Origin of the sequence: Parerythrobacter lutipelagi, from assembly GCF_005434975.1 — a bacterium.
GTDB classification, from domain to species: Bacteria; Pseudomonadota; Alphaproteobacteria; order Sphingomonadales; family Sphingomonadaceae; genus Parerythrobacter_A; species Parerythrobacter_A lutipelagi.
This window is the reverse complement of record NZ_SKCJ01000001.1, coordinates 969,568-994,156: the sequence shown is the minus strand read 5'-3', so window position 1 is coordinate 994,156 and position 24,589 is coordinate 969,568. Positions and strand designations below refer to the sequence as shown.

The window sequence follows — 24,589 nt, the reverse complement described above, 5'->3', positions numbered from 1 at the left end:
GCGGAGAATAAGTGGCACTCTGCAACTGTCGATGCGGCAAACCGCACGATAGCGATCTCTTGTCGGGTCGCGGATGGGAGAAAGCTATGAATTTTCGCCATTGCAGGCGCCACTGGGCGGCGTCGAGCGCCGTTGCGCTGAGCCTTTCACTCGCCGCTTGCGGTAATGTCGAGAGCGAAGCGGAGGCGAGGGCAGAAGCCGAAGCGGAAGTCGATCTGACCGAATATCCGGAACAGGTGTTCTGGGGCGATACGCATCTCCACACCGATAATTCGGTCGACGCCTTCGGGTTCGGCACCCGGCTTGGACCGGAAGACGCGCTGAAGTTTGCCCGCGGCGACAAAGTGACCGCGACCAGCGGGGCGGAAGCGCAACTCGCGCGCCCACTCGATTTTCTCGTGATTGCCGATCACTCCGACGGGCTTGGTGCGACCCGCCGGCTATACGATGCCCCGCGCGTCGCGGTGCTGGCAATGAGTGATGAAACCACGCTGCGCTGGTACGACATGATGCATGAATCGCCGGAACAGTCGCAGCGCGCCATCGGAGAGCTGATTGCTGCTGCAGCGAACGGCACTTTGCCCGATGCATTCAACGACCCCGAAGCGAACAAGGAAAGCACACGCGAGATCTGGACCGATCACCTCTCCACTCTCGACCGGTATTACGAGCCGGGGAAATTCACGCCCTTTGCCGGTTTTGAATACTCGCTCATGCCGGACGGCAACAATTTGCACCGTGTGGTCATGTTCCGCGACGGTTTCGACCGGACCAGCCAGATGCTCCCCTATCCGGGCCTTGGCACGACGCCGGAGGGACTGTGGGATTACATGGACGGGTATGAAGAGAAAACCGGCGGCAAGGTGCTGGCGATCCCGCACAATTCGAACCTGTCGAACGGTATGATGTTCGAACTCACGATGAGTAACGGCGGGCCGATGACTGCGGATTACGCGCGCAAACGGGCGCAGCGCGAGCCGGTGGTCGAAGTGACTCAAATCAAGGGTGACAGTGAAAGCCATCCGTTTCTTTCACCGAACGACGAGTTCGCCGGCTTCGGCGATCTCGGCTGGGAACTGGGCAATCTGCCGCTGACTGCGGGCAAGGACAATTCCATGCTGCAAGGGGAATATGTCCGCGAAGCGCTCAAGCGCGGCCTGTCGCTGGAACAGAAACTGGGCGCAAATCCCTACAAATTCGGCATGATCGGTTCGACCGACAGTCACACATCGCTGGCGACAGGCGATGAAGACAATTTCTGGGGCAAGCACACCGGGAACGAAAAGGACAACGAAGACCGCTCGCTCGAGACGCAGAACCTCGGCACGCGAGAAGGCCGGTTTGGCTGGCATTATCTCGCTGGCGGTTATGCTGCGGTCTGGGCGCGGGGGAACACTCGCGGGGAGATTTTCGATGCGATGATGCGGCGCGAAGTCTATGCCACGACGGGGCCGCGAATGGTTGTGCGGCTGTTCGGCGGGCATGGGTTCAGCGAAGACATGTTCGACGGCGACTGGGTAGAGACCGGATACGAAACCGGCGTGCCGATGGGCGGGTCGCTTGACGATACAGGGGAGGCCCCGACATTCCTCGTATCCGCGCTTAAAGATCCGGAAGGCGCCAATCTCGACCGGGTGCAGATCGTCAAGGGCTGGGTTGCCGCCGACGGGACGACTGAAGAGAAGATCTACGATGTCGTGTGGTCCGACATGGACGAGCGCGCGCTGGAAAGTGGCAAGGTGCCAGAGGTCGGCGATACGGTCGACCGGGCAAAGGCAACCTACAGCAATTCGATTGGTGCGGCAGAGCTGCGCACAGTGTGGACTGATCCGGATTATCGCCAGGGCCAGCGGGCATTCTACTACGTGCGCGTGCTGGAAATCCCGACACCGCGGTGGACGCTGTTCGACGCTGTCCGCTTCGGCTTCGAACTGCCGGAAGAGGCGATGAAGGACGCAGTGGCGCAGGAGCGCGCCTATACTTCGCCGATCTGGGTCGGACCTGTGAAGGCGGATGCCGGGGCTGTGGCCGTACGCCGTCTGCGAGCGCCCTGGCGCGGATGAATTTGCCAGGCTGGACGCGCGAACCGCTGGTCCATTTCCTTGCCGCAGGAGCGGCGCTGTTTCTGGTGCTCGGCTGGATCGGCGACGATGTCGATCCGGCAAGCCGTTCGATCACCGTCACGCAGGAAGACCGCGCCCGACTCGCGCTGCAATGGGAACGGACCTATAGCCGCGCGCCCACCGATGCCGAGCTCGACGCGCTGACTGAACAATTCGTTCGCGAGGAAGTGCTGTACCGGGAAGCGCTTCGGCTGGGTCTCGACCGGGATGACGCAGTGGTGCGCAAGCGCATGGCGACGAAGATGGATTATCTGGCAGCCAGCGCTGTCGAAACGGCGCAACCGGCAGATGACACATTGCAGGATTGGCTGGAGAAATATCCGACCCGCTTTGCCGAGGATTCGCGCTTCAGTTTCGAACAGCGCTATTTTGCAGATCGCGCCGATGCCGCTGCGGCACTCGAGACCACCGCACCACCCGGACCTGTTGGAGAGGCGATTTCGCTGCCTCCCGAAATGACCGATGCATCTCGCCGCACCATCGCAGCGCGTTTCGGTGAACGGTTCGCCGCCTCGCTCGATACGCTCGAGACCGGAAGCGAGTGGCAGGGGCCGATCCTTTCCGGCTTCGGCTGGCACATCCTGCGCTTGCACGCCAGGAAATCCGGCGAGGTCCCACCGCTCGAAGCGGTCCGTCAGCAGGTTGAAAACGATTGGCGGAGCCAGTCGGCAGACGGACGAAAGCAGGAGGCGTATCAAGTCCTGCGTGATGCCTATAAGGTTGAAATCGAGCGGTGAAGATCTGGCTCGCGATCCTGCTGGCGCTGTTCGCAGCCAGCGCTGTGCGGGCCGACGATTTGCGACCCGGCTATATGGAATGGACAGAGACCGCACCGGGGGTCTGGCAGGTCGGCTGGAAGCAGCCCTTGGCGCAGGCACCGATCAGCGAGCCGCCGCTGCCGATATTGCCTGAAGACTGCGCTTTCGCTGGGGACGCGGCAATCGGCATGCCGGCGGGGGCGGTGCTTGGCCAGACCGAAGTCCACTGCAAAACCCCGCTCAGCGGCAAGGCAATCGGCATGGAAGGAATGCTGGGGCAGGCCGATATGCTTGTCCGTATTGCGGGACAAGGCCACGATTTGAAGACCCTGCGGCTGACGGCGGCCGAGCCTCTGGCTCAGGTCCCCGCCGACGCCGAACAGGGCAATGTCTGGGCGGCGTATTTTGGGCTCGGGATCGAACACATCCTCGCCGGGTGGGACCATCTGCTGTTTGTCATCGCGCTGGTCCTGCTGGTGCAAGGGTGGAAGCGCGTGGTGGCAGCCGCGACCGCCTTTACGCTCGCGCATTCGATCACGCTGGCCGGGGCTTCGCTTGGCTTTGTCGGCCTGCCGGCAAGGCCGGTCGAAGCGCTGATTGCTCTGTCGATCGTGTTCCTTGCCTACGAAGTCGTCCGTGCGCAGCGTGGGCATGAGAGCCTCACGATGCGGCTACCATGGGTGGTGGCGTTCGCCTTCGGGCTGTTTCACGGTTTCGGTTTTGCCGGGGCGCTGAACGAGATTGGCCTGCCGGAAGGCGAGGTTGTTCCGGCACTGCTTGCGTTCAACATCGGGGTCGAAGCGGGGCAGCTGCTGGTCATCGCCGCGGTGCTGGCGCTGATGGCGGCGCTGCGGCGGCTTGCGCAGTCCGCCTACCACCCGGCGATACGCGTCGCGGCTTATGCGATCGGCATCACCGGCAGTTACTGGTTGTTCGAGCGGATCGTCGCCTGAGCTGCATCGCGCTCTACATCGCCGCCGCCTAGTGCCCGCCATAGCAAAACGCGCGCCCGTTCGGCCCGCCCCTTCGCCGCCGCCGTGCGTTCACCGCTGGCATCAGCAGTACGGCGCGCTTCGAGCACTGTCAGAAAGTCGGCGAGGCCAGCGCGGTTGCGTGTTTCGGCGAGGCTCGCCGCTCGCGTGGCGCTGGCGAATTCGCGCCGGGCCGCCGCCCATTCGGCGTCGGCGGCACTGACCAGACCATAAGCGGCTTCCGCATCCCCCAAAGCGGTGAACACAGCGCCGCGATAGGCCTGGAAAGCTGCGCGCTTGCTGGCCGCCGCGCCATCGATGTCGGCTTCGATACGCCCGAAATCCAGTAATGGCGCAAATACGCTCGCGGCCAGCGAACCGATTATCGTGTCTTCATCCAGCAGATCTCCCGGGCTGAAAGCGAGCAGCCCGAGCGTCGCAGACAAATCGAATTGCGGAAAGCGCCGTCCTGCGGTCGCATAGAGTTCTGCATCGCTGGCGGCGAGACGCGCTGCAGCCGCTTGAACATCAGGTCGATTCTTCAGCAATTGCGAAGGCAGCGTAGCCGGGGCCTGTGGCTGCGCCGGTGCCGGTCCGGTCTGAGCAATGGCTTGGCGAATACTTGCTGCCGGCTGAGCGGTCAGCGTTACCAGTCGCCCGACCAGCCGTGCTTCCTCGCTTGCCAGCGCAGCGATCCGGCTGCGGCTCGCTTCGGCCTGGGTTTCCGCTCGGACCCGATCGAAGCCGGGCGCGATGCCTGCGCGCTCACGGACACCGGAAAGCTCTGTCAGCCGTTGCGCAGCGGCGAGATCCTCGCGCAGTGCAGCCTCGCGCGCTTGCAGTGTGCGCAGATCGATCACCGACGCGGCAATCTCGCCGATCAGTGCAAGCCGAACCGCTGCCGCCTCGGCCCCCGCAGCATCAATCCGTGCCAGCGCCGCGCGTTCCTGCGCCCGCAAGCGCCCGAACAGGTCGGGATCCCAGCCGGCGGTCAGATTTGCTCCATAGCTGACCCGCTCTGTATCGAATGAAATTCCTTGCGGCAGCGCGCCGCCGAACTGCGCAGGATTGGTTCGCTGGCCGGTTATCGAAGCCGAACCACCCAGCGATGGCATGCGCTCCGCCCCTGCGCGCGCGGCGGAAGCCCTTGCGGCATCAATCCGCGCCAAGGCCTCGGCCAGGGTCGGAGCGTCCGCCAGCGCCAGCGCCGACAGTTCGGCAAAAGCCGGATCGCCGGAAGGCAAAAGTGCGTCGACGGATGCAGCAATCGCGCCGTCCGGCAGATAGCTGAATGTTTCAGGCAGCGCAGGCACAGGCGTGTCGATCTCGGGCGGCGGTCCGGCGACGCAGGCGGACAAGGCTCCGGCCAGCGCGGCTGCGGTGAGGGTAGAGCGCAGGGCCATCATTCGCTGTCCGCTGTTTTGGCGGCGGGAATGAATGCGTCGACCTGCTGCCCAACCCGGAACCTGCTGTCGCCCTCCGGCAGCTGGTAGATCACCTGCAAAACCCGCACATCGACCCGCTCGCTGGCGCTGTTGGTCAGCGAACGTTTCGGGACAACCAACGGTTCAGCGCGGATGAAACTGGCTTTGACTTGGCTGTTCGCCGCCCCGCGCGGAGATATGATTGCGGAGGCTCCCAGATCGACGCGGGATGCTTGCTCCTCGTCGATGTCGATCCGCACATGCAGCGGGCGCGTCTCACCCATTTCGATGAACGGGGCACCACCCCCACCCATGGTCGAGAGAAATTCACCTGGGCGGATGTTCACCGCGAGAATTTGCCCGGCAATCGGCGCACGTACGGTGGCGCGGCCGATCTCCGTGCGTGCGGTTTGCGCGGTCGCCTGCGCGGCCTGAAGACGCGCGCGCGCCAGCTGCAGGCGCCCGTTGGCCGCAGAGACATCACCTTCCGCTCTGATCACTTCTGCCCGGCTCACGGCGGCGGGATCGTCGACATTGCGGTACAGCGCGAGTTGTCGGCTTGCGGTGGATTGCGCCGCCTGCGCTTCAGCAATGGCCGCGCGGGCTTCGCCGATGGCAGAGTTTGCCTGCGCAAGCTGCGAACGGATCGCGCGGGTGTCCACCGTGAACAGCGGCTCGCCTTTCTCCACGAAATCGCCCGGTTGCACGCGCAGGTCGGTGACGAGGCCGGAGAGTGCGGTTCCGAGCTGGATGACCTCGCTCGATGGCTCGACCACACCCGCCCCGGCGACGCGGTTCTCATAGGCCAGTTCGCCTGTCGCGCGCGGCGGCTCCTGATCGGGTTCGCTCAGTTCGCGATCGGGCAAACCGTTCCAGATGAAGAATACAGCGAAGACAAGGCCAAGCAGGGCGATAACCGGCAGAACCTGACGGGAAAAACTGATGTTCTTGGGCAGCAGGGCCATGGGTCAATGATCCTCCGGCATCTGAGTGCCGTCATGGGTTATGCGACCGTCCTCGAGCACGAGGATGCGGTCGGCGAGGTCGAATATCCGGTTGTCGTGGGTGACGATGATGCAGGCGCGATCCTCTGCCACGGCAACATCGCGCAACAGATCCATCACGCGGCGGCCGGAACTGGCGTCAAGCGCGGCGGTCGGCTCGTCGCACACCACCAGGCGCGGCTCGTGGACCAGCGCGCGGGCGATGGCGACGCGCTGCTGCTGACCGCCGGAGAGCTGGTTTGGCAGCTTGTCCGCCTGGTCGAGAATGTTGAGCTTGTCGAACATCTCGATCGATCGCTCGCGCGCTTCATGGCGCGGCATACCTTGTGCGATCAGAGGCACCGCCGCGTTCGAGGCGGCATCGATAGCGGGGATGAGATTGTACTGCTGGAAGATGAAGCCGATATTCTCGAGGCGGAAATTGACCAGCTCGGTATCGGACAGGTGGTAGATATCGGTCCCGAACACCTGCACTTCGCCTTCGGTCGGCCACAGGATGCCGCACATGATTGAAATCAAGGTCGTTTTGCCTGATCCGCTTTCTCCGACGAGATAGGTCAGTTCGCCCGCTTTGACGTCGAGGTCGATCCCGTGAAGCACAGTGATCGTATCCTGACCGGCGGGAAAATCCCGCGTAACGCCGCGCGTGCAGATTGCGGGCTGGGCCGTGTTGCTCTTGCTCACCGAAACACTGCCGCCGGTTCGGTCTTCATCACGCCGCGCAGCGCAATCCAGCCGGTCAGCGCTATGATCAGGACCATCGCCGCGAACGATATCAGCGGGATCTGCCAAGGGATGTAGAACCCCTTGAAGGTCGGGTTGTTTGAAAAGCCATAGATAAAGCCAACCGTGCCAAGCACGCCGAGACCGTAGCCGATCAATCCCACCATCGCCGCTTGTGCAGCGACCATTCGGGCGATTTTCCCGTTGGTCACACCGATCGCCTTGAGCGCGCCGAATTGCTTGATGTTGTCGCGGATGAACAGGCTGAAGGTCAGCCCCACGATGGCTACGCCAACAATGAAGCCGAGCAACACCGTTATCCCGAAATTGAGCGGGATGCCGGTGTTCTCGATAATGAACTGCACCCCGTCCCGCGCGAACTCGTCGCGCGTCTGGGCCTTGAGCCCGGTCTGCTCTTCGATGGAATCGCTCAGCGACTTTGCTTCGACCCCGTCCGCTGCGCCGACCAGAACGAAGCTTAGCCGGTTGCGCGTTCCGGGCACATATCGCAGCGCCTGACTGTACTTGGTGTACAGCACGACAGTGCTTGTAAAACTCGGGATTGCATCGGCAATCCCGCGGACGACCGCACGCTGGTCGTTGAGCTCGAGCCGCTCTCCGATCGGGCTTTCGCCGGGAAACATGCGGGTGGTGCCGACATCGTCGATGATCACGGCATCGGGTTGCGAGAGGACATCTGTGCTGCCTTCGACCATGCTTTTGGGAAGGCCGATCAGCGTCGCATCGTCAACGCCGATCACCGCAACGCCTTCGAGATCGCCATCTTTGGTCCGCACCGAGGCATTGGCACGCAAATGCGGTACGGCCCACTCAACCCCTTTGACGCCGCGCACCTTGTCGAGCGCGGTGGATGGCATGGCGTAAGCGACATCGGTGGTGCGGCTCACCGGGTCCATCACCCAGACATCGGCGCTCGAAACATTGTAGACCCCGCTGGCCCCGCGTTCGATCAGGTTCACGAAAATCGTCAATTGCTGCGTTATGAGCAGGGTCGAGAAAGCGATGCCGAACAGCAAGCCGTAGAATTTCTGCCGGTCTCCGGTCAGCATGCGGATAGCAATCCAGATCACAACCAACTGCCCTTCGCTTGCATTTTCATAGCGACCAGCCCATTATTGAACGGCATCGTTCAGGTGTACGGGAGCGTACAGTTTGTCAAGTCGCGAATCGAAACGGACCGGTCGTCCGGCTGACGAGGCCAAGCGTCTGGCGGTCGTCTCGGCGGCCGCGCACTCGTTTTTCGCTCACGGATTTGCGGCGACGTCGATTGAGCAGGTGGCTGCTGATGCGCAAGTGTCGAAAGTCACGATCTACAACCGGTTTGGCGACAAGCGGGGCTTGTTTGCTGCGGCGGTCGAGCACGAATGCGAGACCATGCGCGGATCCCTCGAAGTGCCAGCGGCGGTTGGCGGCAGCTTGCGCGACCGAATGCTGGCTATCGGCGAGGCGATGGGGGCGTTTCTCTCACGCCCGCAAATGATCCAGTTCGAGCGGCGCATCGCTGCGGAAACCCAACATGACCCAGAGATCGGCGCTGCGTTTCTTGCGGCCGGACCGCACCGGATGAAGCGCGCCTTTGCCGCATATCTGGCTGCCCTGACCGACGCCGGTGAATTGCGCGTGACCGACACTGAGCTGGCCGCCGAACAATTCGTCGCGATGTGCAAGGGGATGGGCGACCTCGAACGGCGGTTTGGCCATCCGGTCGATCCTGCGCGTGACCGCGAAAGGCTCGAAGGGGCGGTCGAGGTCTTTCTGAAGGCCTACGCAGCAGATCGAAGCGATCGATAATTCCGCCGCACAGGAACGACGCGTCAACTTGTCATTCACCCGCTCGCGACTACATATGCGGGGTATGAAAGGATCACACCTTCGATGAGCGACGACCAAAACCCGGAACCGCAAGGTCCAAACCCCTGGATCAAGAGCCTGATGATCTGGGGCGGGATTTTTCTCGCCCTGCTGATGGTGGCGACCATGTTCGGTAACGCCGGGCAGAGCGCGGGCACGGAGGTCGATTATTCGACCTTCCGCCAACAGGTCGCTGAAGGCAAGGTCGAAGCGGTCGAGATCGGCCCGGAAAAAATCACCGGTTCCTACAAGAACAACGAAGGTACGTTCACCACAGTCCCGGTCTCCGGCGACACGAGCTTGCCCAAGCTGCTCGCGGACGAAAACGTACGCTTTACCGGGGCACCGCGTGAGACGATGAGCCCGCTGCTGTTGATCCTCATCCAGTCGCTGCCGTTCATCCTTATCCTCGGCATTGCATTTTTTGCCTTGCGCCAGGTCCAGAAGGGCGGCGGCGCAGGCGGCGCGATGGGCTTCGGCAAATCGAAGGCCAAGATGCTTACGGAGAAGCAGGGCAAGGTCACTTTTGCCGATGTAGCCGGGATCGATGAAGCGCGCGAAGAGCTCGAAGAAATTGTCGAATTCCTCAAGGATCCGCAGCGTTTCTCCAAGCTTGGCGGCCAGATTCCCAAGGGCGCTTTGCTGGTCGGCAGTCCCGGCACCGGCAAGACACTGCTTGCCCGTGCAATTGCGGGTGAGGCTGGTGTCCCCTTCTTCACCATCTCCGGTTCGGACTTCGTGGAAATGTTTGTCGGCGTCGGTGCAAGCCGCGTGCGCGACATGTTCGAACAAGCCAAGAAGAACGCGCCGTGCATTGTCTTCATCGACGAGATCGACGCGGTTGGCCGCAGCCGTGGTGGTGGTCTTGGAAACTCCAATGACGAGCGCGAACAGACGCTTAACCAGCTGCTGGTCGAAATGGATGGCTTCGAGGCGAATGAAGGGATCATCATCATCGCGGCGACCAACCGTCCTGATGTGCTGGACCCCGCGCTACTGCGTCCGGGCCGTTTCGACCGACAGGTGGTCGTGCCGATACCGGATATCGAAGGGCGCGAGAAAATCCTCGCGGTGCACATGAAGAAAGTGCCGCTGGCGCCTGACGTGAACAGCCGCACCATTGCGCGCGGCACGCCTGGCTTCTCCGGCGCGGACCTCGCCAATCTCGTCAACGAAGCAGCCTTGCTCGCGGCGCGCCGCAACAAGCGGCTGGTCGCGATGCAGGAATTCGAAGACGCGAAGGACAAGGTCATGATGGGCAGCGAACGCCGCTCCATGGTGATGACCGACGACGAGAAGAAGATGACCGCCTATCACGAGGCCGGCCATGCGCTGGTGTCGATCAACGAACCCGCGTCGGACCCGATCCACAAGGCGACCATCATTCCGCGCGGTCGCGCGCTGGGTATGGTCATGCGCCTGCCGGAACGTGACAACTACTCGTACCACCGTGACAAGATGCACGCCGACCTTGCTGTCAGCATGGGCGGCCGCGTGGCGGAAGAGCTCATCTTCGGCCACGACAAAGTATCGAGCGGGGCAAGCTCCGACATTCAGTATGCGACCAGGCTGGCCCGCAATATGGTGACCAAATGGGGCATGTCCGAAAAGCTCGGCCCGCTGCAATATGAAGAGCAGCAGGAAGGGTATCTCGGCATGGGCCAATCGGCCCGCACCATGGGTTCTGCGGAAACCAACAAGCTCATCGATGCAGAAATCAAATCACTGGTCGAAAGCGCTCACCAGCGCGCGACCGATGTATTGAAGACGCAGGAAGACAAGCTTCACCTGCTGGCGCAAGCGATGCTGGAATATGAAACGCTGACCGGGGATGAGATCAACGAGCTGCTGGAAAGCGGCAAGATCGACCGTCCCGACGTGCCCAAGGGGCCGGTCGTGGTCAAACCGACCGGCGGGTCGGCAATCCCCAAGGCGGGTAAGAAATTCGGTGGCGGCGGAGCAGCTCCGCAAGGCGCCTGACGATCCCGATCAGCAATTCACAGGGGCGCAGTGGGAAACCATCTGCGCCCTTTGTGCGTTTGGGGACCGAGTGGCTTGATTAGCAAGCAACGCGGCGAGGTGACTTTATGAAAAACGCAAAGAATGTTTGGCTTGCTGCCACTGCGGCGATCGGTCTGGCTTCCTGCTCGGAGCAGACGCAGAACAATGCCCAGCTTGCAGCCGAACGCGCGGGCGACGACATCGAAGCGAATGCCGATGTCGTGGGCGAAGTGATCGAAGAGGGCGCTATCGATGCGGCTGATGCGGTCAGCAAGGGCGCGGCCAACCTGCGTGACAATCTCGAAGCGGGCGACACCGAAGAACCCGGTCCGGCGCCGCTGATGGGCGATGACCTGAGCCAAGGCGGCCCGGCAACGGCAGATTGACCCGCTGATACGCGGTCAGACCAAGCCGATCAGAAGAAGCCGATCAGAAAAGGCCGATCAGTACCAGTAGCTGCAGGAACAGGCCCAGCACCAATCCGATAAAGCTGCTCAGCAGCAACAGCCGCCACAAAGTTGAAAAGCGCGAAAGCCCATAGGTCCCGCGCAGCTGCTTGTAGAGGTGCAAGGGCGGGATCAACAGCAGCGAACCTATGACGATCGGGGCAGGCAACCCGACGCGTCCGCCAGCTGTAACCGCGATGATCAGCAACGACATGAAAGCCAGCGAATAGGTCACGAACACGGCGTGATCGTAGCCCTTGAACTGCCGCTTCCACAGGAACAGCAGCCAAACGAAGGGAACAGAAAGCGGGATCAGCAGCCAGCTGAATTTGTAGAAGTTCGATTGCAATTTGTAGAGCATCAGCTCCGGATGGGCGCGCCATTTCTTCAGGCCGCTGTCGATCCAGCCGACGCCCGTACCCTTGCTGACGGAAAAGCTTGCATCGACACCTTCGCCCTCATTCAAGACGAATTGCTCTGCACCTGTGATCAGGTCCTCGGCCATGGCAAGTTCGTCCAGCTGCGCCGCCAACTCCGCTCGGCGAGGAGAATCGGCTGCAAGCGCATCGAGCTCTGCTTGCAGGCGAGCCCGCTGCTGTTCAGTGGCTTCTCGCGCCTGTTCGCCCGCTTGCTCGACCTGCACCGCTTCAGCGCCCGCCGATCTGTCGATTTCGGTCGGGGTGCTGATTCCCAGCGCCTGAAAAACCGCGAACATCAGAAACACGATAAACAGGAACAGGGCCATCGGACTGACGAACTTGGCACGCTCGCCGTCGATATAGCGCCGCGTCAGTTTGCCCGGCCTGAGCAGCAACATCGGCAGCGTTTTCCAGATCTTGCCTTCGAAATGCAGCGCTCCGTGCAGCAAATCGTGCATGAAGGCCCCGATCGTGCGGTGCACCTGCCCCTTCTGCCCGCATACGGCGCAATAGGTCCCGGTCAGAGCCGCGCCGCAATTCAGGCAATTGGGCGGACCTGCGTGGCTGTCTGCTGCGCCGGTCTTCGGGTCGACGGCACGGGAAAAGAGCGCGCCTTCCACCGCTGTACCCAATGCTTCGGTAATGTCGCTCATGACCCATCCCCTGTCATGACCCAACTCTAGCCATGCGCAGCCTTCGCGTCGAGATGTCTGTCAGGCCGAATGCCGAGCTGTCGAACGCTCTTGCCGAGTGAAGACATAGCGCCCAATTGTCTCCTATGGACTGGCTCGGTCAATCTGGACAACTTGCAGCGCTTGCGATCATGGCGGCCGTTTTCCTGCTCCTTGCGGGATTGGAACTCGCCATGCCCAAGCGTGCCGGCACATTCCCCAAATCCAGGCGATGGCTCACCAATCTTGGATTCTTTGCGCTCGACACAGCGATCGTTCGATTGACGATACCCTTGTTGATGGTGGGGACCGCTGTCGCGGCTCGAGAACGCGGCTGGGGCCTGTTCAATATGACCGAATTGCCGAACTGGGCCGAATTTGCGGCGACCATCCTGCTGCTGGATCTGGCACTCTATTTCCAGCACTGGGCCACCCACCGCATTCCGCTGTTGTGGCGGCTGCACCAGGTTCACCACACCGATCCCGATTACGACATCACAACCGGTGCCCGGTTTCATCCGGTCGAGATTGTCCTCTCGATGGGATACAAGATGGGGGTCGTGGCGCTGATTGGGCCGCCTGCGCTGGCCGTGTTCGTGTTCGAGTTGCTGTTCAATCTCGGATCGATGTTCACCCATACCAATATCGCGCTTCACCCGCGGATAGAGCCGCTCGTGAGAGCGCTGATCGTGACGCCGGACATGCACCGGGTCCACCATTCTACAGTGGAGCGAGAGACCAACAGCAATTACGGCACGATCGGATCGTTCTGGGACCGATTGTTCGGGACATATCTCGAACAGCCCGCAGCGGGGCGCGACGGGGTGAAGATCGGACTGGAAGAGTATCAGGACGCGCGGCCGACAGGTCTCGGCTGGAGCCTGCTGCTGCCATTTCGCAAATGAAAAAGGCCGCCCGGTCGGGGCGGCCTTTTCAACATTCAGGTCCGGACTGGATCAGCCGTCGTAATCGGCACCGATCGTGGTCGAACGGGTCGGCGCAGATGCGGTAATCCGCAGCGCTTCAGCCGACTGGCTGAGCGAACCGATTTCATCGGCATCGTCTTCGTCGTCCGGCAGGATTTTCTGCAGATTGACGACCACCGCCTCGTGCAGTTCCTTCGGCTTGATCGTCTGCTCGGCAATTTCGCGCAGGGCGACAACCGGGTTTTTATCACGATCACGATCGATGGTGAGTTCGGCACCGCCTGAAATCTCGCGCGCACGCTGTGCGGCAAGCAGGACAAGATCGAAACGGTTGGGAACCTTGTCGACGCAATCTTCGACTGTAACGCGCGCCATTGGGCACTCCGATAAACTGGTGTTTCGGGAAAGTGCATCGATTACGCGTGCGCGGGCGCAGAGTCAAGAATTTGCGCGGAGCGAAGCATCGGGCTTGCCGCATGCGTTGCGGCCCTCCACATAGCGGAGATGGAACCCGAATCCGAGGCTAGCAAACACGAATATCCAGCGCCGTTTCAGGTCGAAGCGCACGACCACATTTTCGAGTTTCTGCCCGATGGTGTGCATCGCTACGACGCCTTGCTGGCCATGATCGACCGGGCGGAGAGCTCGATCGACATGTTCTACTATATGTTCCAGGATGATTCCGCCGGTCAGATCGTGCGGGACAAGCTCGTCGCGGCACAAAAACGCGGCGTCCATGTCCATTTGGTGGTCGACCGTTTCGGCACCGACGCGAAGGAAAACTTCTTCCAGCCTATCGTTGATGCCGGGGGCGAATTTGCAATCTTCAACCCGCGTTGGAGCGTGCGCTACCTCATTCGCAACCACCAGAAGATCACAGTCATCGACAAGAAGACAGCGGTTCTCGGCGGATTCAACATTTCCGACCATTACTTCAAGCCGCCCGAAGACAACGGCTGGGCCGATCTGGGCGTGCTGGTGCACGGCCCGGTGGTCAAAGATGTGTGCAAATGGTTCGGTGAGCTATCGAGCTGGACAGAAAATCCCAAGGCTCAGTACCGGGCGATTCGCACGATGGTCCGCGACTGGGACCCGGGCGAGGGCCCTGTCCGTTTCCTCGTCGGCGGGCCAACCCGCATTCCGAGCAACTGGAACAAGAACGTCAAACAGGACTTTGCCAAAGCGAGCAGGCTCGATCTGGTGATGGCCTATTTCTCCCCGCCGCGCAGCTTCCGCCGGCTGATTCGCAAGATTGCCAAACGGGGTGATGTGCGGCTGATCATGGCGGGCAAGTCCGACAATGGCGCGACCATCGGTGCCGCGCGGGCGACCTACGGCGCATTGCTGCGCGCCGGCGCGAAGGTCTACGAATTCGAGCCGTGCAAGCTGCACATGAAGCTGATCGTCGTGGACGATCTTGTCTATTTCGGCAGCGCGAATTTCGACCATCGCTCCATCCGGGTGAACATGGAGCTGATGGTCCGTATCGAATCGCCGGAGATGGCGGAGAAAGTCCGCGCGATGATCGACACGATGCAGGCAGACTCGACCGAAGTGACCCGCGAGCTGCATCGCAAGCGGGGCAGTCTGTTCTCCCGCTTTCAATGGTACCTGAGCTGGTTTCTCGTCTCGACCCTCGACTACACTGTCAGCCGCCGCCTCAACGCAGGGCTATAACCGTCAGTCGTCGCCATATCCGGCGCGCATGTCATCATCGGCAAGGTCGCTGAAGCGAGTGATGCGCGGTTCGAACCGCATCCGCACCTTGCCGGTCGCACCATGACGTTGCTTGGCGACAATCAGTTCGGCCAGGCCATGAACACGTTCCATCTCGGCCACCCATGACGCATGGGCATCGTGGATCTTCGCGTCGTCGGTTTCTACCGGCTGCTTGGGTTCGCGTGAGGCGACGTAATAATCCTCGCGGTAGACGAACCACACCATGTCCGCGTCTTGCTCGATCGAGCCGGATTCGCGCAGGTCGGACAGCATCGGACGCTTGTCGTCGCGCTGCTCGACCGCACGGCTGAGCTGCGACAGGGCGATGACCGGGACTTCCAGCTCTTTCGCCAGTGTCTTCAATCCACGGCTGATCTCGGAGATTTCATTGACGCGATTGTCAGTGGCGCGGCCCGAGCCTTGCAGCAGCTGGAGGTAATCGACCACAATCAGCCCGATCGGGTGCTTGCGTTTCAGCCGCCGTGCGCGCGTGCGCAGCGCCGCGATTGTCAATGCAGGCGTATCGTCGATAAACAGCGGCAGTTCTGCGAGCCGCTGGCTGGCGAAGCTCAGCTTCTGGAAATCGTCGCGGCTGATCTTGCCCATGCGCAGCGCGGAGGAACTGATACCGGCCTGTTCGGAAAGGATGCGGGTGGCCAATTGGTCGGCGCTCATCTCCAGACTGAAGAACGCGACACCGGCGCCGACTGATTCTTCGATCCCGTCGGCCTGGTCGCGCAGGAACCGGTCCGCGCAATTGAACGCGATATTGGTTGCGAGCGAGGTTTTGCCCATGCCCGGGCGGCCAGCGAGGATGATCAGATCCGAATCATGCAATCCGCCGATCCGTTCGTTGATGCTGGTGAGGCCGGTGGTCTTGCCGGAGATGTGACCGCCGGAATTGATCGCCATTTCGATCATGCCCAGGGCCTTGTTCGAAGCGGTGCTGAAGCTGGAGGCTTCATTGCCGTTCGAGACCCCTTCCGCGACGGAGAACAAGGCAGCTTCGGCCTGCTCGACCTGTTGCATCGGTGCGACGTCTTCGCTCGTATCCAGCGCGCCCTCGACCAGGTTGCGCCCGACGCTGACCAGTTCGCGCAAAAGGGCGAGATCGTAGATCTGCTGGCACAGTTCGCGCGGAGCGAGCAGCCCCTGGCCGTCAGCGGTGAGCTGAGCGAGATAGGTGATCCCGCCTAGCTGTTTGAGCGCTTCGTCCGCTTCGAAATAGGGCTTGAGCGTGACCGGCGTCACCACAGCACCGCGATCGAGCAGCTTCAGGATCCGGTCGTAAATCCGCTGGTGCACCGGTTCGAAGAAGTGATCCGCGCGAATCGCGATCGGCAGTTCCTCGACCACCCGATTGTCGATCAGCACAGCCCCGATAAAGGCGGCTTCGGCTTCGATGTTGTTGGGCAGCATGCGGCCTTGCGCGCCGTCAGCAGCGTTTTCGGACCCGGGGCGGATGAGAAGATCTTGGTCGGACATTGGCTATGCTTTGCGCGCCAACACGGGGCGAATGCAAGTGCGCGTTTGCCGCAGTTGGTTGTGGATAGCGGGGATGGATCGCGAAGGGGTTGCCGAGACCCGCAGAAGTCTGCGAAACGGAAGCTGACCATGGCTGCTCCTGACCCCTCAGATAAATTTCGCATCGCGCATATCGCCCTCGACGAGGATACGATCCTGTGGCGCAATGCGGATATCGAACAGGAACGGCGTGTCGCGATCTACGATTTGATCGAGGATAACGTCTTCAAACCGATTCGCTCGGTGGAGAAGGGACACGCAGGACCGTTCCGTCTCAAGCTTGCTGTGATGGACGGACGGCTGGCGATGGAAATTTCCACCGCAGAGAGCGAAGTCGTCGAAACGCTGATCCTTGGCCTGGCGCGGTTTCGCCGGCCGATCCGTGAATATTTTGCCATATGTGACAGCTATTATCAGGCGATCCGCAAGGCCACTCCGGCAGAAATCGAAACCATCGATATGGCGCGGCGCGGGGTCCACAACAACGCCGCAGAGCTGTTGATGGAACGGCTCGAAGGCAAGATCGAAACCGATTTCGCTACCGCGCGCCGCCTGTTCACGCTCATTTGCGTCCTGCATATCAAAGGCTGACGGGCAAATGGGGCGCAAACGCAATCCGAAACGTGCCTGGCTATGGCGGGCCGCCGCCTTTCTGGCGCTTGCCGCACTGGCAGGCGGCTTGTGGCTGTGGTGGGACACGCAGCACTGGACTCCGCCGGAAAGCGAATATCCGGATCAGGGCGCGCTGATTGCGCAGGAAGACGGCGTGGTCCGTTTCGCCACGCTAAAGGCGCTCGGCGCGAATTTTGCCTATCTCGAAGCGAGCATCGGGGCGGAGGGAATGGATGCTGCCTTCGCGCGCAATTATGCGGCCGCGCGCAAGGCAGGGTTGCAGGTGGGCGCGGTTCATTTGTTCGATCCTTGCGCCATGGCTGATGGCCAATCGGCCAATTTCGTCACCACCGTCCCGCGCGGAAAGGACTTGCTGCCCCCCGTTATCGCACTGGGGCGGACGGCCAGCTCGTGCGAGACACGCGTGCCGGATGCCGCGGTTCACAGCGAACTCATGACGCTGATCAATCAGATCGAGACTCATGCAGGCAAGCCGGTCATTCTCAAGATCAAGCCGCAGTTCGAGGCGGAATACGGCCTTGCGCGCCGGATCGAGCGCAATCTGTGGGTCAACCGGACGCGGTTTGCTCCGACCTATGCCGGGCGGCCCTGGCTGCTCTGGTCGGCGAATGAAAACCTGATGAGCGAAGCGAGCGATGAGCCGGTCGAATGGGTGGTGGTGCAACCGTGAAAACAGAAACTGAAGAGGGCCGCATGAGCGACCAAGAACTGATCGCTGCGGCCCGCGCGGCGGCCGAGCGATCCTATTCGCCCTATTCGGGCTTCGCCGTGGGCGCGGCCTTGCGCTTTGCCGATGGCAGCGTGGTGACCGGCACCAATATCGAGAATGCCGCCTACGGGCCGAGCGTATGTGCGGAACGGGTCGCTGTCTTCAAAGCGATGTCCGACGGCGTGCGCGGCGGGCTGGAGACGGTCGCGGTGACCGGCCCGGAAGGTAAAGGCGGCGGCAGTCCCATCACCCCGTGCGGCGTGTGCCGCCAGGTGCTGACCGAGCTGGCGCAATTGGGCGGGACCGACCCCGATGTGCTGTGCGTCGGCGATGACGAGGTGCGGACAGTCAAGCTGTCCGCCCTGCTGCCCGATGCCTTCGGCCCGGCGAGCCTGGCTTAAGCCAGCCACTCCAGCAGCGCGCCCATGCAGTCCTTGCCTAGCTGCTTGCAGCGTTCGGGCGACCAGTTCTGCTCGGCATCGGGCGCATCGTCATTATCCTTGTAAGGCATTTCGAGCGTCATCGCCGGGCATTTGAAGCGCCAGGCGACCTGCGTTGTGCACATCGTCAGATTTGCTTCGCCCGGTTTTGCTTCGGGATAGCCTTTCTCGGTCTGGAAATCGGGTGTGCGGCGCTCGAGAATCTGCTCGTAACGGACAAACTTGTCATAATGTTCGTCGGTCAGGTCCGGGATGCCTTCATAGGCTGCCAGGAAACAGGCCGGGATGGCTTCATCGCCATGCACATCCATCGCGAAATCGACCCCGGTTTCGTCCATCATGTTGCGGATCGCGAGTACTTCAGGCGATCGTTCTGCGCTCGGGCTTTCCCATTCGCGATTGAGGTTGGCGCCGCAAGCATTGGTCCGCAGGTGTCCGCGGCGTGAACCGTCAGGGTTGCAGTTCGGCACAACATGGAAGGTGCAGCGCTTGCGCAGCTCGCGCGCGACCGAATCCGACGGATCGGTCATCTGTTCGAGCATGCCCTCCATCCACCATTCGGCCTGCGTTTCGCCCGGGTGCTGCCGGGCGGTCAGCCAGACGTGGAAATCGCCTTCACCGAAAGTCAGATAGTCGATTGGCTGCCCGTCGAGCGTGTCGCCAAGCTTGCGATAGGATACGCCTTCGCTTGCAGCCGCTTCGGAGATCAAATCGTGGTGGCGATCCATCGAATAGGGCGCAAAATAGGCGAACCAGGCGATGTCGCTGGCCGGCGTATAACGCACGGTCAGAGTGCCATCGTCTTCATCCATCGCGCACGTCGTTGGGGCAGCAGCCCAATATTCGCGGTCTTCCGATACGCGGCAATTGTAGTGCGGCCAGCCGAGAGGATAGGCCGAAGTGTCGAGCCCGGTGATCTTCAGCTCAAGCTCGCGGCCTGCTGCACCCGCAACGCGGAAATGGAACCACTGCTTGAATTCGCTGTGCTTGTCTTTGCGGATCGCAAGGCGCGCTTTCGCCCCGTCGACCGACAGCACTTCGATATTGCCGCTGTCGAAATTCGCATCGATGGAAATCTCGTTCACTGACTGACCCTTACTTCTATGGTTTCGCCGTTGTTGCCGGGGAATTCGCGGAACATGGCGTCGGCTATTGCCGTTGCGTTGGCGCCACTAACTGCCAAAGGTGAATTAGCACTTACCGAAAATTGCGCGCGTCCTTCCCAAAATGTCGCACCGCTCTGCGCGTCGCGCAGCATGACGCCAAGTTCGGTATCCAGCGTTTCTTTCGGACCGCCGCCGCCGAGATTGATGCCGACGCCGAGGCCGACCCCCGAGCCATAGGTGCCGGTCGAGCCGCCGACACCCACGCTGACTGGGCCGCGGCGCGGAACGCCGGGGCGGTTAAGGGATGTTTCAGCGCGGACGATGGCAAGGAAGTCAGCGTTCGCACGGTCGCTTTCGACATAACCCTGCTCGGTCAGTTCGCGCGCCACCGCAGCTTTGTAGGCGGACAGGCGATCCGGTTCCATCTCGATCCCGGGCGCAGTCTCGACAAAGAATGTGCCGCCTGCAGTGCTTGCCAAAGCCGCAGGTTCGACGAAGCGGGTCACGGACACCGGGCCGGCCTTGGGGGCGGTCGCGCAAGCTGAAAGCGCGCAGGCAATTGCCGCCATCGCGGCCAGGGTAAGACGGTTCATACGCATAATTGGTACCTCCTTCGTCTCCCCTCAACGCACTTTCTAGTCGTGCGCGATGAATTTCACCAGCAGACCTGCAAAAAAGGCCCCGCGTTAACCTTTGTCTTGCGCGGAAATGCTAGAGCGCGCGCAATGAGCAAGGACAAACCATTCAGCGTGCTGGTGACCGGCGGGGCGGGTTATATCGGCAGCCATGCGGTGCTGGCGCTGCAGGATGCGGGCTGGCCGGTGGCGGTGGTCGACAATCTGGTGACCGGGTTCCGCTTCGTAGTGCCTGACGGTGTCCCCTTCTACGAAGGCGATATCGAAGATCAGGCGCTGATGGCGCGAATTTTCGAAGAACAGGGCACGGGTGCGGTGATGCATTTCGCCGGGTCTGTGGTGGTGCCGGAATCGGTCTCCGATCCGCTCAAATATTATCACAACAACACCGTGAAAAGCCGTTCGCTGATCGAATCGGCTGTGTCAGCGTCGGTTCGTCACTTCATCTTCAGTTCGACCGCTGCAACTTACGGCATCCCCGATGTCGAGGCCGTGACGGAAGAAACCCCGCAGTCGCCGATCAACCCTTACGGCTGGTCGAAACTGATGACCGAGCGAATGCTCGCCGATACTGCGCAGGCGCATGACTTCAATTTTTGCGCTCTGCGATATTTCAATGTCGCCGGGGCCGATCCGCAAGGCCGGACAGGCCAGTCGACGGCTGGCGCGACACATCTGATCAAGGTCGCAGTCGAAGCGGCATTGGGCAAGCGCGATCATGTCGCCGTGTTCGGCACTGATTTCGATACGCCTGACGGGACCGGCGTGCGCGATTATATTCATGTGTCCGATCTTGCTTCCGCGCATGTGCTGGCGCTGGAAGAACTGGTCGCTTCACCTGAAAAATCGCTGACGATGAACTGCGGTTATGGGCGCGGCTTCTCTGTCCTTGAAGTGCTGGACGCAGTTGACCGGGTGACCAATCGGACGATCGATCGGCGGATGGAGCCGCGGCGCGCAGGTGATCCGGGCTCGCTCATCAGCGACCCGTCACGCATCAAGGCGACGCTGCCCTGGCAGCCACGCCACGCCGATCTCGACACGATCATCGGGCATGCGTTGCAATGGGAACGGAAACTGTCCGATCTGCGCGGCAATTCCTGACCGTTCAGCGCGACCGCTGACCTGACCACAGGGCTTGACCGGGAGTGATTCCCTCCGTAAGCGGCGCCCTTGAATTTCCGGCATCGGAGACTACCTCCGGTGCCTTGTTTTTTGGAAAGCTTAGATCATGAAAGTCCGCAACAGCCTCAAGTCGCTCAAGGGTCGTCACCGGGATTGCCGTGTCATCCGTCGCCGTGGCCGGACCTATGTCATCAACAAGACCAACCGCCGGTTCAAGGCGCGTCAGGGATAATGATGGCCGCGCCGCGATTCGTTCGCGGTTGTGATGAAGTGCAGAGCCCTCGCGCAAGCGGGGGCTTTTTGCATGTCTGACAAGCGCGTGAGGCCGGTTGAAGCCGTGGTGTTCGATGTCGGACGGGTCATCGTCCAGTGGGACATGCGCCTGCTGTTCGCCAAACTGTTCGAAGACCCGCACGAGCTTGACTGGTTCTGTGCGCACGTCGTGAGCGAAGCCTGGCACGGACAACATGATGCGGGCCGTCCGGTCGATGAAATGGCCGAAGAGCGGATTCGCGCCTTTCCTGATTATCGCGCGGCGATAGAGGCCTATCGCGACCGATGGCTGGAGACGATCCCGGGCGCGGTGCCGGGTGTGCCTGGACTGATCGAACGGTTGGCGGAACGCGAGGTCCCGCTGTTCGCGATCACCAATTTCGGGACCGATTTCTGGGCGCAGTTTGCGCCCACCCAGCCGGTCCTGTCCCATTTCCGCGACATTGTTGTTTCAGGCGAAGAGCGGCTGGTGAAGCCCGGCCGTGCGATCTTCGACCTTGCTGCCCAGCGGTTCGGGCATCGGCCAGAGGCAATGCTGTTCATCGATGACAGCCCGCCCAATGTGCAGGCGGCCGATCGCCTCGGTTGGCAGACGCATCATTTTCGCGATGGGCCCACTCTGGAAACCGATCTGACCGAACGCGGTCTGCTCTGAAAAAAGGGCCCCCGGTGCAAACACCGGAGGCCTGAGTGACCCGCAATGGAGAGGACGGGTCTGGGATCGGATAAGGCTTACTGCTCGTTGCAGCGCACGAGCTTGTCTTCCTTCAGCGCTTTGCCATCGGTCGTGAAGCTGGCGATCGGCCCGACTTCACGCTGCAGGCGGGTACACATGATAACCGGGCGCGACGTACCTTTGGCGGCGACGCAGGTGGTTCCGGCGCAGCTCCAGGCGACGCCGCCGGCAATGGCGCGGGTTTCCTTGGCGGGCTGGGCCAGCTCGACAGTGTAGTGCGGCTGGTTGCCGCGGGCTTCGGCAGGCGTTGCGGTCAGCGCGCCAAAGCTGAGTGCGGTCCAGCCAAGAGCGAGAACGGCAGCAGGGACGATGCGCGGGAGAGTGTTGGAGAGGGTCATTTCAGCGGTCCTTCTGTTCGGCGCCCGGAGTGGAGAGAGGTGGCGCCTGATTTCGGGTCCAACCGATCGCGAATCACAATCAGTTGCGAATCACTACCTAGTCTGATACATTTTAAGTTGCAACCTAAAACTTACTTTCGAGGCGAAATTCGAGTTTCAGGTTTGTGGCAGCCACAATCCGCGTTATCAGATGCGGTCAAGGGAGTAGGAAATGGGTGAATTGCGTGAACCGTTGAGGGAACTGACAGTCTGCGGACTGCCGGAAGCGCTGGAAGTCATGGGCGAACGCTGGTCGTTCATGATCCTGCGCGCCAGCTTCAACGGCCTGCATCACTTCGAGGAGTTCCTGACCGAACTCGGCATCGCGCGGAACATCCTGTCCAACCGCCTGGCCAAGCTGGTCGAGCATGGCATTCTGGATCGCCAGCCATGCGCGGAAGATCGCCGGCGGATTGAATATCGGCTGACTGAAAAGGGCTTCGACCTGCTGCCCGCCATGCTCGCGCTCCGCCAATGGGGTCAGAAGTATGGCGCGGAAATGATCGAGAATCCGGTTCTCGTCGATGAGCAGGACCGGCTGCCGATCGGCCCTGTCTCGATCCTCGCGCATGACGGCCGTATCCTTGGCCCGCAGGATTTGTGGCTGACGAAGCGCGAAGACCTGGGCAAGCGGCCCGACGGCACAGTCGCCGAACCGGGAGATGGTCTGAAACCGGGCGATTTCGCCGATCTCGACCGGCGTCAGGCGGCGGAATAGGTCGTTAGACCCGGCGGAAATTGATCGTCGCGTTGAGCACAAACATCGCGAGCCCGGCGATCCCGGACACCAGCACGCGCAGCACGAGATAGTTGACCGGTGTCGCCCAGACGAGCAGCGCCATCAGACCGACAGTGATGGCCAGCCCTACGCCGCCATTGATCAGAAACAGGGCGTAACCTGCGCCAACGCCGCGGTCGGTCCCGCGAAAGATCCACGCCCTTCCGAGCACGTAATGCAGCGTGTTCGCCACGATGAAGCCGATGCCCGACGCAATCGCTGCGTCCATCCCGCCGCGCTCGACCAGCAGCCACAGCACGCCAAGGCCGATCAGGAACACGCCTGTGCTGACGATGGTGTTGCGCACCAGCATCCAGCCGACCCGGACCTTGAGCAGCCGCGCCAGCAGATTTCCGCGCGGCAACTCGTCGGCAGAGAGCGGCATCAGGCGGTTACAGTGCCCGGCTTGATACGCTGCGAATAGCGATCCGGATCGACCTCGCCCTCATCCACCCAGTTCTCCCGCCGCTTAACAAACGGGTTGAGGAACAGGATCGGCAGCTTGATGAACAGCAATTCCGAATGAATGAAGCCGTCCACCGCGCGCTCCCACCATTTGGGTTCGCGCTTTGCGTGGTCGCGCAGCCAATCATCATAGGGCGCCCAATGGCTCGGCTCGTCCTTCTTGATGACCTGGAAGATGCGGATCAGCGCGGGGTCGGTTTTGACCACGGGATGGTCGAGCAGGACTTCGACCTGCTTGTAACCGCGCTGTTCGGTCAGCGAGATCACCCGGCACAACCGCTCGAACAATTCGTCACGGGCGACAATTTCGTCGGTGTCGAGCTTGTCGATCGTGCGGCGGAACATGATCTCGATGAACCGGTCGATGTGGCCGAAATGGCGGTCGAGCGCCATCGGCTTGCGGCCCTGCAATTCAAACCAGCGTTTGAACATGACGTAGTGCTTGCGCTCGTCCGCGCGATGCTTTTCGACCTGCGCGATAAAATCGGTATCGTCGGGCGAGCGGGCGCGCACGGCCTCCAGCACCCGGTCGATTGCGGTGTATCCTCGGTGCTCGTTGTAGATATAGATCGACCCGAGCAGGTCGAGATAGCGATTACGGATCAAGTTCAACATGGGGCGACTCCTGCCGTTTCTTTACACGTTTTGCATTGCAACACGCAAACGGCGAAACTTCCGGCGACAAATGGCTGTGCCGGGCTTGCCAATGCCTGCCCGAGCCTGTTTCGTGC

At 61.5% G+C, this 24,589-nt stretch carries 27 protein-coding genes; 15 read left to right on the top strand and 12 right to left on the bottom strand.

The genetic code is table 11. The features are described 5' to 3' along the window. Nucleotides 1-86: 86 nt before the first annotated feature. Genes E0502_RS04965 through E0502_RS04955 form a run of 3 tightly spaced genes read left to right on the top strand, consistent with a single transcriptional unit; the run spans nucleotide 87 to nucleotide 3,834 of the window. Entirely contained in the window at nucleotides 87-2,063 is a 1,977-nt protein-coding gene (locus E0502_RS04965; RefSeq protein WP_137676815.1) for a DUF3604 domain-containing protein, read from the top strand. Further along, the gene (locus E0502_RS04960; protein WP_137676814.1) at nucleotides 2,060-2,860 is read left to right on the top strand and encodes a peptidylprolyl isomerase; all 801 of its coding nucleotides are present in this window, start codon (nucleotides 2,060-2,062) and stop codon (nucleotides 2,858-2,860) included. Before E0502_RS04965 ends, E0502_RS04960 begins: the two co-directional genes overlap by 4 nt. Next, on the top strand, nucleotides 2,857-3,834 hold the full coding sequence (locus tag E0502_RS04955; RefSeq protein WP_240048868.1) for a HupE/UreJ family protein: 978 nt from the start codon (nucleotides 2,857-2,859) through the stop codon (nucleotides 3,832-3,834). The genes E0502_RS04960 and E0502_RS04955 overlap by 4 nt, the downstream gene beginning before the upstream one ends. Here the strand turns inward: E0502_RS04955 and E0502_RS04950 are convergent. The 4 genes from E0502_RS04950 to E0502_RS04935 are packed head-to-tail and all read right to left on the bottom strand — an operon-like array spanning nucleotide 3,804 to nucleotide 8,094. Then, the gene (locus E0502_RS04950) at nucleotides 3,804-5,255 is read right to left on the bottom strand and encodes an efflux transporter outer membrane subunit (RefSeq protein ID WP_137676813.1); all 1,452 of its coding nucleotides are present in this window, start codon (nucleotides 5,253-5,255) and stop codon (nucleotides 3,804-3,806) included. The genes E0502_RS04955 and E0502_RS04950 overlap by 31 nt on opposite strands. Further along, on the bottom strand, nucleotides 5,255-6,241 hold the full coding sequence (locus E0502_RS04945) for an efflux RND transporter periplasmic adaptor subunit (protein ID WP_137676812.1): 987 nt from the start codon (nucleotides 6,239-6,241) through the stop codon (nucleotides 5,255-5,257). The genes E0502_RS04950 and E0502_RS04945 overlap by 1 nt, the downstream gene beginning before the upstream one ends. 3 nt (nucleotides 6,242-6,244) lie before the next feature. After that, nucleotides 6,245-6,964: an ABC transporter ATP-binding protein gene (locus E0502_RS04940; RefSeq protein ID WP_137676811.1), complete on the bottom strand. Its 720-nt coding sequence runs from the start codon at nucleotides 6,962-6,964 to the stop codon at nucleotides 6,245-6,247. Beyond that, nucleotides 6,961-8,094 carry an ABC transporter permease gene (locus tag E0502_RS04935; RefSeq protein WP_137676810.1) on the bottom strand — a complete coding sequence of 378 codons (1,134 nt, stop codon included), beginning with the start codon at nucleotides 8,092-8,094 and terminating at the stop codon, nucleotides 6,961-6,963. Before E0502_RS04935 ends, E0502_RS04940 begins: the two co-directional genes overlap by 4 nt. Before the next feature lie 82 nt (nucleotides 8,095-8,176). Here E0502_RS04935 and E0502_RS04930 point away from each other — a divergent pair, with 82 nt between their 5' ends. From E0502_RS04930 to E0502_RS04920, 3 genes are all read left to right on the top strand, one after another. Next, entirely contained in the window at nucleotides 8,177-8,815 is a 639-nt protein-coding gene (locus E0502_RS04930; protein ID WP_137676809.1) for a TetR/AcrR family transcriptional regulator, read from the top strand. Between the two features lie 84 nt (nucleotides 8,816-8,899). Continuing rightward, the gene (ftsH, locus tag E0502_RS04925) at nucleotides 8,900-10,855 is read left to right on the top strand and encodes an ATP-dependent zinc metalloprotease FtsH (protein WP_137676808.1); all 1,956 of its coding nucleotides are present in this window, start codon (nucleotides 8,900-8,902) and stop codon (nucleotides 10,853-10,855) included. 107 nt (nucleotides 10,856-10,962) lie between these two features. Further along, nucleotides 10,963-11,262 carry a hypothetical protein gene (locus tag E0502_RS04920; RefSeq protein WP_137676807.1) on the top strand — a complete coding sequence of 100 codons (300 nt, stop codon included), beginning with the start codon at nucleotides 10,963-10,965 and terminating at the stop codon, nucleotides 11,260-11,262. Between the two features lie 43 nt (nucleotides 11,263-11,305). On the opposite strand, the gene E0502_RS04915 is transcribed toward E0502_RS04920, so the two are convergent. Next, nucleotides 11,306-12,394, bottom strand: a complete 1,089-nt coding sequence (locus E0502_RS04915; protein ID WP_137676806.1) for a DUF3667 domain-containing protein — start codon at nucleotides 12,392-12,394, stop codon at nucleotides 11,306-11,308. 125 nt (nucleotides 12,395-12,519) lie between these two features. Here E0502_RS04915 and E0502_RS04910 point away from each other — a divergent pair, with 125 nt between their 5' ends. Then, entirely contained in the window at nucleotides 12,520-13,317 is a 798-nt protein-coding gene (locus tag E0502_RS04910) for a sterol desaturase family protein (protein ID WP_137676805.1), read from the top strand. A gap of 51 nt (nucleotides 13,318-13,368) precedes the next feature. Here the strand turns inward: E0502_RS04910 and rpoZ are convergent, their stop codons facing one another. Further along, nucleotides 13,369-13,713 (bottom strand): DNA-directed RNA polymerase subunit omega, encoded by a 345-nt coding sequence (gene rpoZ, locus E0502_RS04905; RefSeq protein WP_137676804.1) that lies wholly within the window; start codon nucleotides 13,711-13,713, stop codon nucleotides 13,369-13,371. A 129-nt stretch (nucleotides 13,714-13,842) separates the two neighbouring features. Between rpoZ and E0502_RS04900 the strand changes: the two genes are divergently transcribed. Then, nucleotides 13,843-15,015, top strand: a complete 1,173-nt coding sequence (locus tag E0502_RS04900) for a phospholipase D-like domain-containing protein (protein WP_137676803.1) — start codon at nucleotides 13,843-13,845, stop codon at nucleotides 15,013-15,015. 3 nt (nucleotides 15,016-15,018) lie between these two features. On the opposite strand, the gene E0502_RS04895 is transcribed toward E0502_RS04900, so the two are convergent. After that, entirely contained in the window at nucleotides 15,019-16,542 is a 1,524-nt protein-coding gene (locus E0502_RS04895) for a replicative DNA helicase (protein WP_137676802.1), read from the bottom strand. 129 nt (nucleotides 16,543-16,671) lie between these two features. Here E0502_RS04895 and E0502_RS04890 point away from each other — a divergent pair, with 129 nt between their 5' ends. The 3 genes from E0502_RS04890 to cdd are packed head-to-tail and all read left to right on the top strand — an operon-like array spanning nucleotide 16,672 to nucleotide 18,324. Further along, nucleotides 16,672-17,172 carry a UPF0262 family protein gene (locus tag E0502_RS04890; RefSeq protein WP_137676801.1) on the top strand — a complete coding sequence of 167 codons (501 nt, stop codon included), beginning with the start codon at nucleotides 16,672-16,674 and terminating at the stop codon, nucleotides 17,170-17,172. Between the two features lie 7 nt (nucleotides 17,173-17,179). Then, nucleotides 17,180-17,884: a glycoside hydrolase family 25 protein gene (locus E0502_RS04885; protein ID WP_137676800.1), complete on the top strand. Its 705-nt coding sequence runs from the start codon at nucleotides 17,180-17,182 to the stop codon at nucleotides 17,882-17,884. Beyond that, nucleotides 17,863-18,324, top strand: coding sequence for a cytidine deaminase (cdd, locus tag E0502_RS04880; RefSeq protein ID WP_137676799.1), 462 nt, complete (start codon nucleotides 17,863-17,865; stop codon nucleotides 18,322-18,324). Before E0502_RS04885 ends, cdd begins: the two co-directional genes overlap by 22 nt. Here the strand turns inward: cdd and E0502_RS04875 are convergent. After that, the gene (locus E0502_RS04875) at nucleotides 18,321-19,448 is read right to left on the bottom strand and encodes a M14 family metallopeptidase (RefSeq protein ID WP_137676798.1); all 1,128 of its coding nucleotides are present in this window, start codon (nucleotides 19,446-19,448) and stop codon (nucleotides 18,321-18,323) included. The genes cdd and E0502_RS04875 overlap by 4 nt on opposite strands. Further along, on the bottom strand, nucleotides 19,445-20,068 hold the full coding sequence (locus E0502_RS04870) for a DUF4136 domain-containing protein (protein WP_240048866.1): 624 nt from the start codon (nucleotides 20,066-20,068) through the stop codon (nucleotides 19,445-19,447). The genes E0502_RS04875 and E0502_RS04870 overlap by 4 nt, the downstream gene beginning before the upstream one ends. A gap of 126 nt (nucleotides 20,069-20,194) precedes the next feature. Here E0502_RS04870 and galE point away from each other — a divergent pair, with 126 nt between their 5' ends. The 3 genes from galE to E0502_RS04855 all read left to right on the top strand — a co-directional run bounded on the left by galE (nucleotide 20,195) and on the right by E0502_RS04855 (nucleotide 22,157). Beyond that, nucleotides 20,195-21,208: a UDP-glucose 4-epimerase GalE gene (galE, locus tag E0502_RS04865; RefSeq protein ID WP_137676797.1), complete on the top strand. Its 1,014-nt coding sequence runs from the start codon at nucleotides 20,195-20,197 to the stop codon at nucleotides 21,206-21,208. A 127-nt stretch (nucleotides 21,209-21,335) separates the two neighbouring features. Beyond that, nucleotides 21,336-21,461 carry a type B 50S ribosomal protein L36 gene (gene ykgO / locus E0502_RS04860; protein WP_137676796.1) on the top strand — a complete coding sequence of 42 codons (126 nt, stop codon included), beginning with the start codon at nucleotides 21,336-21,338 and terminating at the stop codon, nucleotides 21,459-21,461. 72 nt (nucleotides 21,462-21,533) lie between these two features. Next, complete coding sequence (locus tag E0502_RS04855) at nucleotides 21,534-22,157, top strand: HAD family hydrolase (RefSeq protein ID WP_137676795.1); 624 nt, start codon at nucleotides 21,534-21,536, stop codon at nucleotides 22,155-22,157. A 77-nt stretch (nucleotides 22,158-22,234) separates the two neighbouring features. Here the strand turns inward: E0502_RS04855 and E0502_RS04850 are convergent, their stop codons facing one another. Next, complete coding sequence (locus tag E0502_RS04850; RefSeq protein ID WP_137676794.1) at nucleotides 22,235-22,576, bottom strand: CC_3452 family protein; 342 nt, start codon at nucleotides 22,574-22,576, stop codon at nucleotides 22,235-22,237. Nucleotides 22,577-22,787: 211 nt separating this feature from the next. Between E0502_RS04850 and E0502_RS04845 the strand changes: the two genes are divergently transcribed. Continuing rightward, nucleotides 22,788-23,333 carry a winged helix-turn-helix transcriptional regulator gene (locus E0502_RS04845; RefSeq protein ID WP_137676793.1) on the top strand — a complete coding sequence of 182 codons (546 nt, stop codon included), beginning with the start codon at nucleotides 22,788-22,790 and terminating at the stop codon, nucleotides 23,331-23,333. Nucleotides 23,334-23,337: 4 nt separating this feature from the next. Here the strand turns inward: E0502_RS04845 and E0502_RS04840 are convergent, their stop codons facing one another. Together E0502_RS04840 and E0502_RS04835 are read right to left on the bottom strand one after the other, a co-directional pair. Beyond that, nucleotides 23,338-23,778: a GtrA family protein gene (locus tag E0502_RS04840; RefSeq protein ID WP_137676792.1), complete on the bottom strand. Its 441-nt coding sequence runs from the start codon at nucleotides 23,776-23,778 to the stop codon at nucleotides 23,338-23,340. Next, complete coding sequence (locus tag E0502_RS04835; RefSeq protein WP_137676791.1) at nucleotides 23,778-24,473, bottom strand: ferritin-like domain-containing protein; 696 nt, start codon at nucleotides 24,471-24,473, stop codon at nucleotides 23,778-23,780. The genes E0502_RS04840 and E0502_RS04835 overlap by 1 nt, the downstream gene beginning before the upstream one ends. Nucleotides 24,474-24,589 lie beyond the last annotated feature (116 nt).